This is a genomic window from Sporosarcina luteola (genome assembly GCF_007991495.1).
Taxonomy (GTDB): domain Bacteria; phylum Bacillota; class Bacilli; order Bacillales_A; family Planococcaceae; genus Sporosarcina; species Sporosarcina luteola.
Genome location: NZ_BJYL01000012.1, coordinates 1 through 16,246 on the forward strand (window position 1 = coordinate 1; position 16,246 = coordinate 16,246).

Annotated in this window: 13 protein-coding genes; 10 read left to right on the forward strand and 3 right to left on the reverse strand. The window is 41.2% G+C overall.

The genetic code is table 11. The features are described 5' to 3' along the window. Window positions 1–291: 291 nt before the first annotated feature. Both SLU01_RS04550 and SLU01_RS04555 read right to left on the reverse strand, forming a co-directional pair. Window positions 292–1,308, reverse strand: coding sequence for a DUF1646 family protein (locus SLU01_RS04550; protein WP_147055811.1), 1,017 nt, complete (start codon window positions 1,306–1,308; stop codon window positions 292–294). A gap of 139 nt (window positions 1,309–1,447) precedes the next feature. After that, window positions 1,448–2,941 carry a peptide MFS transporter gene (locus SLU01_RS04555; protein WP_147055813.1) on the reverse strand — a complete coding sequence of 498 codons (1,494 nt, stop codon included), beginning with the start codon at window positions 2,939–2,941 and terminating at the stop codon, window positions 1,448–1,450. Between the two features lie 386 nt (window positions 2,942–3,327). On the opposite strand from SLU01_RS04555, the gene SLU01_RS04560 reads away from it, so the two are divergent. From SLU01_RS04560 to ehuA, 8 genes are all read left to right on the forward strand, one after another. Further along, a complete protein-coding gene (locus tag SLU01_RS04560; RefSeq protein WP_147055816.1) occupies window positions 3,328–5,220 on the forward strand; it encodes an ABC-F family ATP-binding cassette domain-containing protein in 1,893 nt (630 codons plus the stop codon). A 13-nt stretch (window positions 5,221–5,233) separates the two neighbouring features. Beyond that, a complete protein-coding gene (locus SLU01_RS04565) occupies window positions 5,234–6,364 on the forward strand; it encodes a virulence factor (RefSeq protein WP_147055818.1) in 1,131 nt (376 codons plus the stop codon). Between the two features lie 188 nt (window positions 6,365–6,552). Beyond that, the gene (locus SLU01_RS04570; protein ID WP_147055820.1) at window positions 6,553–7,056 is read left to right on the forward strand and encodes a MarR family winged helix-turn-helix transcriptional regulator; all 504 of its coding nucleotides are present in this window, start codon (window positions 6,553–6,555) and stop codon (window positions 7,054–7,056) included. 23 nt (window positions 7,057–7,079) lie between these two features. Further along, complete coding sequence (locus SLU01_RS04575; protein ID WP_147055822.1) at window positions 7,080–10,163, forward strand: MMPL family transporter; 3,084 nt, start codon at window positions 7,080–7,082, stop codon at window positions 10,161–10,163. Window positions 10,164–10,536: 373 nt separating this feature from the next. Further along, window positions 10,537–11,412: an ectoine/hydroxyectoine ABC transporter substrate-binding protein EhuB gene (gene ehuB, locus SLU01_RS04580; protein WP_246110874.1), complete on the forward strand. Its 876-nt coding sequence runs from the start codon at window positions 10,537–10,539 to the stop codon at window positions 11,410–11,412. Window positions 11,413–11,535: 123 nt separating this feature from the next. Beyond that, window positions 11,536–12,165, forward strand: coding sequence for an amino acid ABC transporter permease (locus SLU01_RS04585; RefSeq protein ID WP_147055824.1), 630 nt, complete (start codon window positions 11,536–11,538; stop codon window positions 12,163–12,165). After that, window positions 12,162–12,848, forward strand: a complete 687-nt coding sequence (ehuD, locus tag SLU01_RS04590) for an ectoine/hydroxyectoine ABC transporter permease subunit EhuD (RefSeq protein ID WP_147055826.1) — start codon at window positions 12,162–12,164, stop codon at window positions 12,846–12,848. The genes SLU01_RS04585 and ehuD overlap by 4 nt, the downstream gene beginning before the upstream one ends. A gap of 18 nt (window positions 12,849–12,866) precedes the next feature. Further along, entirely contained in the window at window positions 12,867–13,646 is a 780-nt protein-coding gene (gene ehuA, locus SLU01_RS04595) for an ectoine/hydroxyectoine ABC transporter ATP-binding protein EhuA (RefSeq protein WP_147055828.1), read from the forward strand. Window positions 13,647–13,924: 278 nt separating this feature from the next. On the opposite strand, the gene SLU01_RS04600 is transcribed toward ehuA, so the two are convergent. Then, window positions 13,925–14,314 (reverse strand): hypothetical protein, encoded by a 390-nt coding sequence (locus SLU01_RS04600; RefSeq protein ID WP_147055831.1) that lies wholly within the window; start codon window positions 14,312–14,314, stop codon window positions 13,925–13,927. Between the two features lie 315 nt (window positions 14,315–14,629). Between SLU01_RS04600 and SLU01_RS04605 the strand changes: the two genes are divergently transcribed. Together SLU01_RS04605 and SLU01_RS04610 are read left to right on the forward strand one after the other, a co-directional pair. Beyond that, window positions 14,630–15,067, forward strand: a complete 438-nt coding sequence (locus SLU01_RS04605; RefSeq protein ID WP_147055832.1) for a BrxA/BrxB family bacilliredoxin — start codon at window positions 14,630–14,632, stop codon at window positions 15,065–15,067. Next, window positions 15,064–15,843 (forward strand): class I SAM-dependent methyltransferase, encoded by a 780-nt coding sequence (locus SLU01_RS04610; RefSeq protein WP_308507717.1) that lies wholly within the window; start codon window positions 15,064–15,066, stop codon window positions 15,841–15,843. The genes SLU01_RS04605 and SLU01_RS04610 overlap by 4 nt, the downstream gene beginning before the upstream one ends. Window positions 15,844–16,246 lie beyond the last annotated feature (403 nt).

Consider the following 16,246-nt stretch of genomic DNA (forward strand, 5'->3'; position numbering starts at 1 on the left):
TCAATTAAACAGCTCTTAATGTCCCGTTCGAAGGAAAATAATGCTCCGCCGGTCAATTAAACGGCGCTTAATGTCCCGTGCGAAGGAAAATAATGCTCCGCCGGTCAATTAAACAGCTCTTAATGTCCCGTTCGAAAGAAAAAAAAGCTCCGCTGGTCAATTAGCAGCTAGTAAGGTATGCAGAAACTGTTAAATAAACCACTTTCTTTAGACGCACACGCGACCTTTTAATATTCAAAAACTGTCCCAGAAAGTCAGTTTTCGACTTTCTGGGACAGCTCTCATTTTACATTATCCAAATACAACAATTGTAATAAAATAAATAACCATAGCGATGAGTCCGATCGGCACACCGAATCGGGCCCATTCGACACTTTTAATATTCAATTTACCCGCTGCGATGATATTCGGTATATTCCCCGGAATGAGCATCCCTCCACTGATCAGAAGACCAAGCAAAATTGCTTTGATTGTCGGAGCATCCATCTCTTGACTAATTTCAGCAGCGGCCAATGTCGCATTATCGAGCACCGCAGAAATCATATTGATCCAATAGAGGACGAGCGGGTTGAGATCTAGCAAGAACCTGTTGATGAAAGGTTCAAATCCTGCTCCTAATAATGTTAAAGCCATTACGAATAAATATATTTTAAACCCGCGGATTAAAATATCAAGGAACGATTCTGCGCCTTGATTTGCCTTTAATCCGGGAGTCTTTTTTGAAGGTTTGATCATAATTGCTGCTAAAATCCCAAAAACAATCACACCGGGGATGATATCCGGACCGATCAAACGCATGAGATAAAAGAAATCTACATCCAATTTACTTGTTGCAATTGTGGACAAAGGTTCGCCAATCGGCGTTAAAACAGCGCCCATTCCAATTGAATAGCAGGCAAGGATGACAAAACGCACTTCCGATTTACGGTCTAGCTCCAAAACGCTCACAATGGCCACTAGAACGATTGCGGCGATGATGGCAGTAATGACACTGGAAACAATCCCTAGGATGATTACAACAAGTGCCAGGAACAATCGATAAGGGATTGTCCGGCTGATCCCTTTTATGCTCGTTTCGAACGGCTTCTGCAACCATTTGAACAATAATCCCGCAATAATGACTGCAAGTGTAATATTGATTGGGTCTTCAAGTGCTTTCAGAAGAAGAGTTTTATCCAATACACCGCTCACAAGAACTGCGGCAATTCCCATAACAAAAAGGAACACTTCCAAGTTTCGTTCAATAAAAGGTACTGTGAATGGCAAAAATAAGACAAATACTAAAATAATCGATAAACCTATAATCATAATCTGTCCCTCTATTCCTTATTGAATTCACATAACTATCATATCATTCAAATTATGGTTTCGGGCTATTTTTAAGAACATCAATTAACAGAAAAAGCATAACCCTAGGGCTATGCTTTTTCTAATGGATTGAGATGTCTTAATGGACACCTTTCATGAATTTTTGGATAACAGGGGAGATGGCAAAAAGGATTACACTTAAAACAATTGCAACGCCCCCGATGATTCCGAAGTACATCATTTCGGTTTTATCAGAATAAAATTTCACGAGCTGAGCATTCAATGCTTGAGCAGCAGCGTTAGATAAGAACCATAAGCTCATCGTCTGCGCTGAAAAGGCCGCTGGCGCCAATTTTGTCGTTGCTGATAACCCGACAGGTGATAGGCATAGCTCACCTAATACAACGATGAAGATGCTCAACACGAGCCATAGTGGGTTTACTAACGTATCTGTGCCCCCAAAATAAGCAGGAAGAAGAATGACGATGAAAGAAAGGCCAGCAAAGAAAATCCCTAATGAGAATTTTTGTGGGATTGACGGCTGCTTTTTCCCTAACTTCATCCAGAGCCATGCAAAAACCGGAGCCAATGTAATGATGAATAACGGATTCAAAGATTGGAACCATGCAGGTGAAATATGGAATCCGAACACATCCAAGTCAGTTCGCTTATCCGCATAGAGCGCTAAAATCGTAGATCCTTGTTCAGCGATTGCCCAAAACATGACAGCAGCTAGGAATAAAGGAATGTAAGCGATGATCCTCGATTTTTCATCTGCCGTCGTTTTAGGGCTTCTATACATGAAGAAGAAATAAGAGAATGGGATAACAAACCCTAAAATACCAACGAGCGCAATGAACGAATTAAATGTGAGCCATCCTCTAGGAATCGTGATGAAAAGAAGAACTCCAAGGATAACAATCGCCGCGATAAAGATTTTGACATATCGTTTCCGTTCAACAGGAGTTAGCGGATTTGCAATTTGCGTACCAGCAAGTCCTAAATTCTTTTTCTTCGTTATCAAGAAAATGATAAGTCCAACGAACATCCCAATTGCAGCCAGACCAAACCCAAGATGGAAGTTGTAATCCAATCCGATTGTTCCGACAGTTAAAGGCGCTAAAAAGCTACCCATGTTAATGCCCATGTAGAAGACACTGAAACCGGAATCCCGTCGTATATCATCAGTTGCATAGATGTCCCCAACGATACTTGAAATATTTGGTTTTAGAAGGCCTGTCCCTAAGACGATCAATGCCATGGATATGAAGAACATCGTTAAATTGCCAGGAAAAGCAAGTACGATGTGTCCAAGCATTATGAAAATTCCACCGAAAAATACAGCCCTGGACGTTCCGAAGACGCGGTCGGCGAGCCAGCCGCCAATAATACCGGACATATAGACGAGGGAACCATAAATCGACATAATAGCAAGCGCGGTCGGCTCACTAATCCCTAAACCGCCTTTTGAAACCTCGTAATACATATAGAAAACAAGGATTGCCCTCATTCCATAATATGAAAAACGTTCCCAAAACTCAGTGAAAAACAACGTGAACAAACCTTTAGGATGTCCGAAAAATCCCTTTTGGGGAACGCTTTCAACAATTTGTTCTTTTGATAGTTGCGACATTCAAGATGGCCTCCTTTTATATTTCATTATTATATAAATAAATTTATTGTATTGTCAAAATAAAAATGAGTATTGGTTAAATATGTTTTTATCTTGACAATACAGTGTTTTCTGACACCACGCACATTTGAATTGTCTAAATAAAGCTATATCCATATATTAAAAACGATTTAATTTAATTTGAAAAATCTATGATTTATTAATTTTATGTTCTCTATTATGATTCCCTTCAAAGCGAGTGTGATACGGTGATATTTGAATGATGAATCCAATAGGTATTTCATAAGAAATTCCGTTTTTGATTCAATCCGATTCACTCATATTCAAAAATCCTTCAATATGAGCTATCATGAAGGTATGCAGTTTCTAGAAATGGATGTGTTGTGATGAGTCAATTAATTGTTGAGAATCTTACGAAAACGGTTGGAGAGAAGATTCTTTTTCGTGATGTCTCCTTTACGATTGTGAGAGGAGAAAAAGTAGGTCTAATTGGAATTAATGGAACCGGAAAGTCGACGCTTCTTTCAATAATTGCCGGCACCGAAGAATCTGACTCGATAAAGATGGAGCATCCGAATAAATATACAATTTCCTATTTGCCTCAGAGCCTTATTGTCGATCCGAATAAGACCGTAATGGAAACCGTTTTTATGTCTGAGGCACCGATCATAAAGTTGAACTTACAGTATGAGCATGCGCTTGCCGCGTTGACGAATGACCCATCATCTCCCGACAACCAAGAGATGTTTTCACGTTTGCAAAATGAGATGGATGCAAGCTCGGCATGGGATTTGAATACGAAAGCGAGGATGGTCCTTACAAAGTTAGGGATCGATTCATTCGATAAGAAGATGGGCGAGCTATCGGGAGGCCAGCAGAAGCGGGTATCGTTGGCAAAAGTACTGATTGAACCAGCTGATCTATTATTGTTGGACGAGCCTACGAACCATCTCGATGTTGAGTCGATCACATGGTTGCAGGATTATTTGAAAAATGAGCAAGGCGCGGTCATTTTCATTACCCATGATCGTTATTTCTTGGATGCAGTTTCCACCCATATTTATGAATTGGCAGATCGCACACTGTACGCTCACACCGGGAACTTCGCCGATTATTTGGAATCCAAGGCAATTCGTGAGGAAATGGCGGAAGCGACTGACGCAAAAATGCGGAACCGTTACCGTAATGAATTGAAATGGATCAGGCGGGGGGCAAAAGCGAGATCTACAAAGCAAAAAGCTCGTATTGGTCGGTTTGAAGAACTTGAAGAGAAAGTAAAGAAGGATCAAACATCATCCGACATGGATGTTGCGCTGAAAACTTCGCGACTCGGTCGTAAAGTGATTGAAGCCCATGAAGTGTCCAAGTCTTATGGTGAAAGGAAAGTCATAAACGATTTTAGCTGCCTTTTACAATCAGGTGATCGGATAGCGATTGTTGGTCCAAATGGGGCTGGAAAAACGACTCTCATGAAATTGTTTGCAAAAGAATTGGAACCCGATAGCGGTTATATTGAAACGGGCTCTACTGTGAAAATCGCTCATTTCCATCAGCAATTGCCGAAAATGGATGAAAACAAGCGGATTATCGAGTATATACGCGAAACATCAAATGATATTGAAGATGGAAGCGGGGCGCGAATATCAGCGACGCAAATGTTGGAGCGATTCCTGTTTCCTACCTCGTCACATGGAACACCGATCGGGAAGTTGTCCGGAGGTGAAAGGAAGCGACTTTATTTATTGAAATTGCTTATGGAACAGCCGAACGTCCTGTTGCTGGATGAACCGACGAATGATCTCGATATCGAGACGTTGTCCGTATTAGAGTCTTTCATCGATTCTTTTCCGGGCGTCGTTCTTACAATCTCGCATGATCGTTTTTTCTTAGATCGGACTTCGACAAAATTGTGGGTGCTTGATGGTTCCGGAAATATAGAAGTGTCCTTTGACATTTATTCCGATTATTTGGAAGAGAAGGCGTCAGCGAAAAATGATGAGCCGATGATCGAAAAAACAGTGCCAGTGCAACAGTCGATCGCGAATGAAAAGCCGAAAAAGCGGATGACGTACGGTGAAAAAAGAGAATGGGAAACAATTGAATCCGATATCGGGAAAATCGAAGAAAAAATCGAGGGAACCGAATTAGAGATGGCGTCTTTAGGTTCGGACTATGAAAAATTAAATGAGTTGACGAAAGCGCTTGATGAATTGAACACGGAATACGAACGGCTAATCGAGCGGTGGACGTATTTACAAGAACTAAATGAATCTTTATGAGAGGGGTAGAAAGATGAGAATTGTAACGATTGAACCTACACCGAGTCCCAATTCGATGAAAATCATCTTGGACGAAGAATTGCCGATGGGAACCAGCCATAATTATAAGAGAGATGATGCTGGAACCGCACCACACCCGGTGTCAGAGCTGCTTAGTATTAAAGGGATAAAAGGTATCTATCATGTCATGAATTTCATGGCTGTCGAACGGATTGGCAACGTAGCCTGGGAAGATATTCTGTCTGAACTGCAAAGTGTTTTCAATGAAGAGAATGTAGAAGCTGACAGGACTGAACAAGCTGCCGATGAACATTTCGGAGAGGTATATGTGCATGTGCAAACCTATAAGGACATTCCTCTGCAAGTAAAAGTATTCGACAATAGTTCCGAGCAGCGATTCGGTCTGAGTGAACGATTCCAAAAAGCTATGGAAAAAGTGCATAGCGCAGAAGTGGAAAACTATATTTTATTGCGTAAATGGGCTGACTATGGCATCCGTTATGGGGAGAAGCAGGAAATCGGGGAAACAGTCGTTTCGGAGGTGGAAGCAGCTTATCCTGACGAACGATTGCAAGAAATCATCGAGCAATCGGCAAATAACGGAACTAGCAAAGTGGAACAAAGACAGAAAGTGACCGTTGAACAATTTGATGTAGACGAATGGGAAAAACGTTTTCAGTTAATTGACCAAATGCCGGATCCGGATGTTTCTGACTTGCCGTTGCTTGAAAAAGCGTTAGATGATGAAAAAATGTCCATCCGACGCCTCGCAACGGTTTATCTCGGTATGATCGAGGATGAGGCGGTTATTCCTTATGTTGAAAAAGCATTGAAAGATAAAAGCTGGGCGGTTAGAAGAACTGCAGGCGATTGTATGAGTGATCTGGGGTTCGCGGGATTCGAAAATGCAGCAATCGAATCTTTGCAAGATAAAAACAAACTCGTTCGCTGGCGTGCGGCCATGTTTATTTACGAAACAGGAACTGAAAAGTCGTTAACAGCACTCCATGCGGCTGAAAATGATCCTGAATTTGAAGTGAAACTGCAAGTCCGAATGGCGATTTCCCGAATTGAAGAAGGGGAAGACGCGAAAGGTTCTATTTGGAAGCAAATGACAGAAGCTAGGGGCGGAGCTGTCGAATAATTTACCAATCATTATAACTTTTGTTGAAACATCAGCAGCGTATGTAATTATGCGCGAGCTGATGTTTTTTTATTGCGTTCTAAACGGGAAGTGATTCCATTGACAAATCACTCAAATCGTTTTATGATATGTATCGTGTTCGATGTATCGTGTACGATTGTTTTTTAAAAAGAAGGAGTTGGGGAGTAGTGGAGAGGGCAAATTTTATTGGAGAATCCATTGAATATTTGCATCGTTATACAATGAAAAGTCTTCAAAAACAAGCGGAGGAACATGGCGTCACCATTCCGCAAGTTAGGGTCATTGCAGAGGTGTTTGCTCATAAAACTGTAAGTATTAAACTACTCTCGCAAAACTTGAAAATGACGCAAAGCACTGTCTCGGATATCGTGGAGAGATTGGTGTCAAAAGGTTTTCTGGAGAAAACACCTAATGAGAAGGACAAACGATTAGTGGATATTACCTTATCGGAAAGACTTGCGCAAAATATTGATGAGAGCATCGCTCAAATTCAAAGCCAATCATTAGTGGGTGTTCTTAATCTACTGGATGAGAAAGACCAGGAGATTGTGGAACAGGGAATGCAGCTATTGGTTTCTGCTGTTAAAGAAAAAATGATCGCTGAAGGCATGGATGATAATAAATTCTTTGATATTCTGTACTTCTCTGATAAAGACAAAACTAAGAAATAAACAACAATGCGGGAGGCTGCAGGATGAGAACAATTATAAAAGGACGCTGGTTCATTTTAGCTATTTGGCTAATTGCCACAGTTGTGCTAACAGTCATTCAACCAGACGTCAATGCAATATTGCGAGATCAAGGACAGGAAGGCACGAGTAAAGACAGCCCCTCTGTTGTAGCGAGCGACATCTTGAAAAAGATGGATACAACAGTTGGTACGGATAATCTGATTGTTTTTCATGACAAAGATAAAATCTCAGATCAGGACATGGAACAGATCGGAAAAGTGATCAATTCACTCAAGGATAGCAGTTCAGAGATTGGTATCACGGACATGATTGACCCTTTCAACATGCCGGATGCGAAGAGTTCGTTAGTATCTGAAGATGGCACAACCTTAATGGTGAGCTATAAGCTTGATAAAAAAGGCCGGGAAATCGATGACATCCAGCCGCTATTCGAGGCGAAGCTTGATAAGGTGCCGGTCGAATATTATTTGAGCGGGGAAGACTTCATCAATAATGACTATTTACAGGCAACCCAAGCAGGTGTGGAAAAGAGTGCAGCGCTGACGGTCATCTTCATTTTAGTTGTCCTCATCATTGCCTTTAGATCTGTCGTCACACCATTGGTATCCTTGGTAGCTGTAGCATTTTCCTATCTTACTTCGATGGGGATTGCAGCCCAATTAATCGATAAAGCAGGATTTCCAATAACAAGTCTCACACAAATGCTATTAGTCCTTATTCTTTTCGGACTTGGCACAGATTACAATATTCTTCTTTTCAATCGATTTAAGGAAGAACTGTCAAAAGGCCACTCAATCGATGATTCAATCGTTAATACGTATAAAACAGCGGGAAAAACAATTGCTTATAGTATACTCACCGTATTTATTGCGTTTTTAGCACTTGTTTTCTCTGAATCACCAATCTATCAATCTGGTGTCGTTGTCGTCATCGGTGTGACCCTATTATTACTCGAAATTTTGACACTAACGCCTTTTATCATGAAAGTGTTAGGCAAAAAGCTATTTTGGCCGTCTAAGAACGTCGGCGGTCATAAGGAAAACAAATTCTGGGGTAAAGCTTCAACATTAGGGATCAAGCATCCGATCATCATTACGCTGATCGTACTTCTAATCATCGGTCCGATGGTCATATTCCATGACGAGAAACTTAACTTTGATACTGTAGGGGAACTTGGAAATAAATACCCTTCCTCGAAAGCAATCAACTTAGTATCGGAGCATTTTGGCAAAGGCCAATCGATGCCCGCTACCGTTGTCATTGAAAATAAGAATGCCCTGGACAACAATGACTCTCTTGCCGTAATTGATGATATTACAGAGAGACTTAAAGGGATGAAGGGCATTAAACAGGTATCATCGGTCACGCAGCCTTTAGGTGAGAGAATTGACGATTTCTATGTATCCGGTCAAATGGGAACGGTGACAGATGGTTTATCAAAAACACAAAATGGTGTAGATACGATATCTGATGGGATGAAGGAAGCGTCTGAAAAGCTTGGCTCTGCTGACTTTTCTCAAGTAAGTGAAATGGTCGATGGTACGGCGAAACTTCAGGACGGCGTAACAGCATTAGCCAATGGATTAAAACAAATCCAAGCCGGAATCGATGATGGCACTAGCAATTCACAAACCATTTCAAACGGTCTTACATCCATCGAAACGAATCTTTCAGAGATGAGTGGCGGCGTATCTATGCTAGCTGACAACTATGGAAAAATGCAGGCTGGTTATAAGGAAATGGGAACACATTACCAAGATGCTGCAAAAGCTCTTCTAGGGGTAAAGGAAACACTTTCTCTCATGCAATCAATGGTTGCAGACCTAGGAAACAGTTACGCCGATTTAATGAATGATGAACATTATATGGGTTTAAAACAGACACTAACTACATTATCATCCTCTTTAGGTGATATTACGCCTGAGAGCATCAACCAATTAAATGAACAATACAATGCAGCCACTGCCGGTTTTGGTACAGCTAATAAGAATCTCGCAGAAATCAGCAATGGTTTAGACAAAATCACAGCTGGTTTGAAGCAGCTAAAAGAAGGACTAGGCGAGGCATCCTCAGGAATAGGCACAATTGTAACAAATATGGACAATGTAAATACTGGACTTGGCCAGATGAAATCCGGACAAGAGCAGCTTGCCGAAGGTCTAAATGGATTTAGCGTTTTCGGAGATCAATTATCAGAAGTAAACGGCGGATTAGAGGGGATTTCCGATGGCATAGGCCAAACGAATGGTTACCTGACGCAGTTGAATAAAAATAAGAGCTTCTTTATTCCGAAGGAAGCGTTGACGAATGATGAGTTTAAAGGATCTTTAGATGCATTCATGTCAAAAGATAGAACGATTACGAAGATGACCGTTATTTTGAATGACGACCCTTATTCAAATGCGGCGTTACAGACGATTGAAAAAATGAATGACACGATTTCTGCGGGATTAAAAGGTACGGTCCTTTCCGATTCCGAATATGGAACAGCAGGCTCGAGTGCTAGAACGAGAGATATGAACGACATCCTGTCGAGAGATTTGAATAAAACAACGGTTATCGTCATTGCAGGCGTATTGCTTGTTCTATTCTTTGTGATCAGATCCTTCTGGACACCGATCTTCATTACCGCATCCCTTGTAGGTGCATACTATGCAGCTATGTTCGTCGTGAATTCCATCTTCATAAATATGCTGGGATATGCAGGCTTATCTTCATTTGTTCCATTCTTCTCCTTTATCATCATTGTATCTCTGGGAGTAGACTACAGCATATTCTTAATGATGCGATTCAAGGAGTATCCGGATCTGCCGCCTAAAGAAGCAATCGTAATGGCTTCTAAGCATATAGGTGGCGTAATCATATCAGCAGTCGTAATTCTCGGAGGTACGTTTGCAACACTGACACCAGCGGGAATTGTACTTTTAACAGAATTGGCAATTGCGGTCATTACGGGGTTGATCGTGCTGTGCTTCATCTTGCTTCCGATCTTCCTGCCTGCCTTAATGGCACTTCCTGAAAGTTTATCGAATATCGTTTTCAGCAAGAAGGGAAAAAGCAAAGAGTTAGAAAAAAAGACAGTATGATTGCAGGATCTGTCGAATGATCGAGTTGAAATTCAACATATATTGTCGAACACCAGCAGCGTATGCCATTTTACGCTTGCTGGTGTTCTTTTATTTTTTCGTAAAAACACCATAAGAAAAATGGAATTTATCATAAAAATTAAAGTCAAAAATCGAATTTAGACAGCGTTTTCATTTTATCTTCCAGATTAGTATAAAATAAATTCAAAATTATTTAGTTAGCCATAAGGCGCTATACAAAGGACTTCGTGAGGAGTTTGTATTTTCTATCTGGTTCAAATTAACCGATAATTGGTTGATGTTTAAAATTCCCTATGTTACTCTGTTAACTATCAAACTAATAGGTTTGATGAAAAAATAAAGGGGGCACATTGTGAAGAATTTTAAGATTAGTATTTTAGCAATGGCATTGTTAGTAATTCTTGCTGCATGTGGCAAAGATGACTCAGCAGCAGGAGAAGGTTTATTGAGTTCATTACAGGACAAAGGTGTAGTGAAAATCGGATTTGCAAATGAAAAACCATATGCATTTGAAGAAGATGGAGAGTTGCAAGGCGGCGCAGTGGCAATCGCAAAAGCTGTCTTTGAAAATCTTGGCATAGAGGAAGTTGACGGTCATTTATCCGATTTCGGTCAGTTGATCCCAGGGCTTGGTGCTGGGAAATTTGATGTAATTACTGCTGGTATGGCGATCACGCCTGACCGTTGTGGAAGCGTTGAATTCGGTGAGCCTGAAATTCAATACGGGGAAGGGTTGATCGTCGCGACGGGCAATCCGGAGAATTTGCGTAGCTACGCAGATATCGCGGCGAATCCTGAAATTACTGTTGCGGTCATGAGCGGAGCGACGGAAAAGGATTTCATGATGCGTGAAGGCGTGGATGAAAAACAGATCATGATGGTTCCTGATATCCCTGCTTCGTTTGCGGCTGTTGAATCAGGAAGGGCGCAAGCAACGACAGGTACTGAAATGACGATTAAAATGGCATTGGAGTCTGCGAATAAAGACAAATTGGAGTTCGTAGAGGACTTTGTGCAACCGGACATTGAAGGTGTACCAAGTTACGGCGCGGCTGCTTTCCGTATTGACGATGACGAATTAAGAGAAGCGTATAATACTGAACTTAAGAAGTTGAAAGAAAGCGGGAAGATTGCTGAACTCATCGAACCGTACGGATTTACGAAAGAAATGAATGTAGTGGATCCGGCATTAACGACTGAAAGTATTTGTAGCGGCGAAAATTACTAAGCTGGTTTGAAGGGTCACGCCTTTGACAGGTTTGACCCTGTTTTTCTTTCATGTTGTTCGTGACCACTAGACTATAAATGGAGTTGTTTTGTTTTGGCCATAACTGAAATAACCCTCATGCTCATGAGGGGAATAAAAGTTACATTGATTGTACTCGTACTGTCAATCATTCTCTCTTCGTTAATCGCTTTGATTGCAGGCCTATCAAGAGTATACCATAACAAACTATTAACCGGTTTTACGGGTTTCTACGTAGAAATCTTCAGAGGGACATCACTCATCGTCCAACTTTTTTGGTTTTCCTACGCATTGCCAGGTCTCTTTAACATCCACCTTGGAAGTGATATATGGGTCGCAGTTTTGGCGATTTCATTGAACTACGGGGCTTATATGTCCGAGATTGTTAGAGGGGCTATCCTATCCGTTCCGCAAGGGCAAACAGAAGCTTCAATTGCGCTGAATTTAACAAGGTTTCAAAGGATGCGGCATATTATCGTTCCGCAGGCGATAAGGATGATGCTGCCGGAATACGGAAATTACTTGATTCAAATATTGAAAGCGACCTCGCTCGTTTCGTTAATTGGATTAACTGACCTTTTGTATTACGGAAACATATACAGAAGTACACATTTGACGGAAGCTCCTACAGTTTACATGATCATTCTACTCCTTTACTTCCTGCTTGCATTGCCTCTTATTGGGTTTACAAGGAAAATGGAGAAAGTCGCTAAGAAAGGGGTGGTTCACGGATGACTTGGAGTTGGGATGTTTTTATCAACGTTATTCCAATTATATTCAAAGGTCTGTGGATCACAGTCGGATTGACGATCGCTTGTTATTTATTTGCAATGATTTTCGGCTTTTTCTGGGTGTTCATGAGCCGTATTCCATGGAGGCCTGTCAATTGGCTATTTAGATGGATTGCGGAATTTATTCGTTCCACACCTCCGCTTGTCCAATTGTTTTTCATCTATTATGCATGGCCGGCTATCCCGGTGATAGGTGTTACGCTAAATCCTTTCGTCGCTGCGATACTCGGTCTTGGTATACATTTCAGTACGTACACGTCTGAAGTGTATCGCTCGGGAATTGAAAGTGTCGATAAAGGACAATGGGAAGCGTCTACTGCTCTGAATTTATCGACCGCGCAAAAATGGAGGCATATTATTTTGCCGCAAGCGATTCCACCGACAATCCCGATGCTCGGAAATTACTTGATCATCATGTTTAAGGAAGTGCCATTGGCTTCAACAATCGGTGTCGTTGCCATGCTGCACTTGGCGAACGATTATGGCGCTCAATATTATAAATATGTAGAGCCTTTAACCGTCGTGGCATTGTTCTTCCTTCTGTTAAGCTATCCGTCCGCTTTGCTGATCGGTAGATTGGAAAAGAAGTACAATCGGCGGTTCGATAAAAAGACGGCTACCTTATAAAGCGAAGGAGAATTTTTAATGGAAGAACCAATTGTACAATATAAAAATATCCGGAAATCATTCGGTGACGTGGAGGTACTGAAGGGCATCAATTTGGACATTATGCCCGGAGAAAAAGTCGCTTTGATCGGGCCGAGTGGTTCAGGAAAAACGACAATTATCCGGTTACTGATGACGTTGGAGCAGCCGACTGGCGGCATCATCGAAGTGAACGGGGAAAATCTCTGGCTAATGCAGAATAAGAAAAACGAACTCGTTGAAGCGGATGACAAACATTTACGTAAAATCCGAGGCGATATCGGAATGGTCTTTCAGCACTTCAATCTTTTTCCACATATGACCATTTTGGAAAACTGTATGTTGGCTCCGACAATCGTCAAAAAGAAAGACAAAGCCGACGTGAAAAAGACAGCCCTTGAAATGCTCGATAAGGTCGGCCTTTCTGATAAAGTCGATTTGTATCCAAGCCAACTTTCAGGAGGACAGAAGCAACGTGTTGCTATGGCGAGAGCCCTTATGATGCGACCGAAAGTGATGCTATTTGATGAAGTGACGTCCGCACTGGATCCCGAACTCGTCGGCGAAGTGCTTGAAGTTATTCGCGATCTTGCAAAAGCGGGTGATATGGCCATGATTCTCGTCACGCATGAAATGGATTTTGCCCTTGATATCGCAGACAGGGTCCTGTTCTTGAACGAAGGAACCATTGAAGAAGAAGGGCACCCGACTGAAATATTGGTAAACCCGAAAAGCGAACGATTGAAAGATTTCCTTACCCGATTTACAAACAGCAGATAATAATAGAAGAAAGCTGCCAGATGTTTTTAACAGGTTCGGTTGATGGGGAGGAGATGCTGAAATGCACTACAATTATCACCCCCATCAACGCCATTTCACACCTTAATTAACAGTGTAGGCAGCATTAAAAAACGCACAGTGTGCGTTTTTTTACTTACCATATTCTATTATAGTGACTGATTTAACAATCGCGCCCTTTATTAAATAGAAGAAAACTGTTGATTTGCGCTCCAGACGATACACTTTTCGGAGGTCGTGCGGTGAACCTAATTAGTCAATTAAGCGAATAGGCTAGCCATATATCTGTCATTTTTTATATCCTTAACCGTCTTTTGATAAGTTGGAAGGATATCTTCTAGCTTTCCGCTATCGACTATACTTAGAATTAAATTTTTGTTACTTCTCCCCGTGCTATTTACGGGATAGGTATATATTATATAAGGTGCATTGTAAGAATAATGGCATGGAACAATCTCAATAAGCAAATGAGTAGCATAAGGATAGTCAGCACTGTATCCTTCTTTATTAAAACTAATAAAATCTTTTTCACCCATTAGTACATGTGCATAATCAATACATTGTTTTCCTCTTCTTTTTAATTTTTGTCTTTTTGCCCGTCTAAGTAAGTTATATCTATTACCTAATTTTTGCTTTATCCTCTTTTTCATAAAAATCTCCCCCAAAATGGTCTTTTTACTTATTAAATCAGTTTACTTATTAAACGAAATGGTTCCAAGTGCAATAAAGGCACGATCAAACGCACCCAGATAGTTTAATAAAAACAGCGTTGCTTATTCAATTAAAGGCTCTGTTTGTTGAACAAATCTACTTCTTATATCTCTATTTTATCACAAAAACCTATATAGTAGGTTATAATATTATTATGTAAACAAGAGTGATAGAAGTGAATAAATGAAATTTCGAACCGTTCCATGTAGAATGAAATCGACAGGAAAGTTATTTATTGAAAGGGGAATGTAAACATGAACGCGTACGATGAATATATGAAGGGCATCGTGAAACCGATGCGTGAGGAATTGATTCAAACCGGATTTACGGAGTTGACAACTGCTGAAGATGTGCAAGAAACGATGGATGGGCTAAAAGGGACTGCTTTGGTCGTTATTAATTCAGTGTGCGGCTGTGCGGCTGGACTCGCACGTCCTGCGGTTAGAGAAGCACTAAGTGAGTCCACTGCAAAACCTGATCACTTATTAACGGTATTTGCGGGACAAGACAAAGAAGCAACTGCAATGATGAGAGATTATTTCCCTGAAGTGCCGCCAAGCTCTCCTTCTGTCGCTGTTTGGAAAGATGGGGCATTGGCTTATTTCATTCCAAGAGAACAAATTGAGAACTTCGACATGGAACAAATCAAGGATCACCTGTCAGGCGTGCTGGAACAAGTTTGCACAAAGTGACAACGATTATTACGACTGCCGGTAGACCGGATGAAACGACATATGAATTAGCAAAGGCTGCAAGTGATGAATTAGGATTTCCTATAGTGGAAAGGAAAAAGCGATCGATCTCGCGCATGCAAAATGAATATGCATCCGATATTCTCGTTGCCGGAAAAGAGCGTTATGAACTTTTTCGAAAGGGGATGGATCAACCTTTTTTCTTCCATCCAAATTCCGCTGCTTTCCGTTTAAAGCGTATCGTCAGAGGGGAAATGGATCCGCTTATCGATGCGAGTCAATTATCGGCAGGTGATACATTTCTGGATTGTACACTTGGATTAGCTTCAGATAGTATCATTGCTTCCTATATAATAGGTGAGCCTGGCAAATGCGTCGGTTTGGAAGGAGATCCGACTGTCGCGTTTTTAACGAAGGTTGGACTTGGAAAATTTCATACCGATTCTCAGACTTTAGCTATGGCCATGAAGGGCATTAAAGTCATCCACTCCGAAGCGTTGACATATCTTCGGACGCAAGCGGATCATTCATGGGATATTGTCTATATCGACCCGATGTTCCACGCGCCCATCGAAGAATCTTCTAATTTCACGCCCCTCCGTCAGGCAGGTATACATACTACTTTGACGGAAGAATGGATGAATGAGGCCTTCAGAGTTTGCAAACGTCGAGTCGTCGTAAAGGAAAGGTATGATGCGCCGGTGTTTGATCAGTTTAATCTGGAACGCATCATCCGACCGAACACAAAATTTCATTATGGGTATTTATCTAAATGATTAAAGCCGTCAACTCAATGTAGAGTTGACGGCTTCATTTTTTGGGTGATCAGTGGGTAAAATTCAACGAGCTTAAATAAAGGACTAGAACGAGCATTCCGATTCCCATTAGTAGTTGAACATCCATTTATAAAAACCTCCTTATAAAACCTCACAAATAAGTTCAGTTTTATTGTACAATGAAATTAAGAAATAAGAAACCTTTTCAATTTTTAAACGTAATTAATTACAGACTAATGATTTTCACTTTGTGCTTTTCGTTGCTTGGAGTGGAAGGCGGCGACTCCTGCGGGAATAGCATGAGTCTTGAGACCCCGCAGGGAGCGCGATTTTCGCGACCGAGGAGGCTCAAGCCATGCCCGCGGAAAGCGTCCGCCTGGACCAGAAAGCAACTATTTAAGTT

Excerpts from the sequence above, each read along its gene's own strand:
- SLU01_RS04550 (WP_147055811.1), bottom strand. The coding sequence starts at position 1,308 with ATGATTATAGGTTTATCGATTATTTTAGTATTTGTCTTATTTTTGCCA.
- ehuD (WP_147055826.1), top strand. The coding sequence starts at position 12,162 with ATGACTTGGAGTTGGGATGTTTTTATCAACGTTATTCCAATTATATTC.
- ehuA (WP_147055828.1), top strand. The coding sequence starts at position 12,867 with ATGGAAGAACCAATTGTACAATATAAAAATATCCGGAAATCATTCGGT.
- SLU01_RS04600 (WP_147055831.1), bottom strand. The coding sequence starts at position 14,314 with ATGAAAAAGAGGATAAAGCAAAAATTAGGTAATAGATATAACTTACTT.
- SLU01_RS04565 (WP_147055818.1), top strand. The coding sequence starts at position 5,234 with ATGAGAATTGTAACGATTGAACCTACACCGAGTCCCAATTCGATGAAA.
- SLU01_RS04555 (WP_147055813.1), bottom strand. The coding sequence starts at position 2,941 with ATGTCGCAACTATCAAAAGAACAAATTGTTGAAAGCGTTCCCCAAAAG.
- SLU01_RS04560 (WP_147055816.1), top strand. The coding sequence starts at position 3,328 with ATGAGTCAATTAATTGTTGAGAATCTTACGAAAACGGTTGGAGAGAAG.
- SLU01_RS04575 (WP_147055822.1), top strand. The coding sequence starts at position 7,080 with ATGAGAACAATTATAAAAGGACGCTGGTTCATTTTAGCTATTTGGCTA.
- SLU01_RS04585 (WP_147055824.1), top strand. The coding sequence starts at position 11,536 with ATGAGGGGAATAAAAGTTACATTGATTGTACTCGTACTGTCAATCATT.
- SLU01_RS04605 (WP_147055832.1), top strand. The coding sequence starts at position 14,630 with ATGAACGCGTACGATGAATATATGAAGGGCATCGTGAAACCGATGCGT.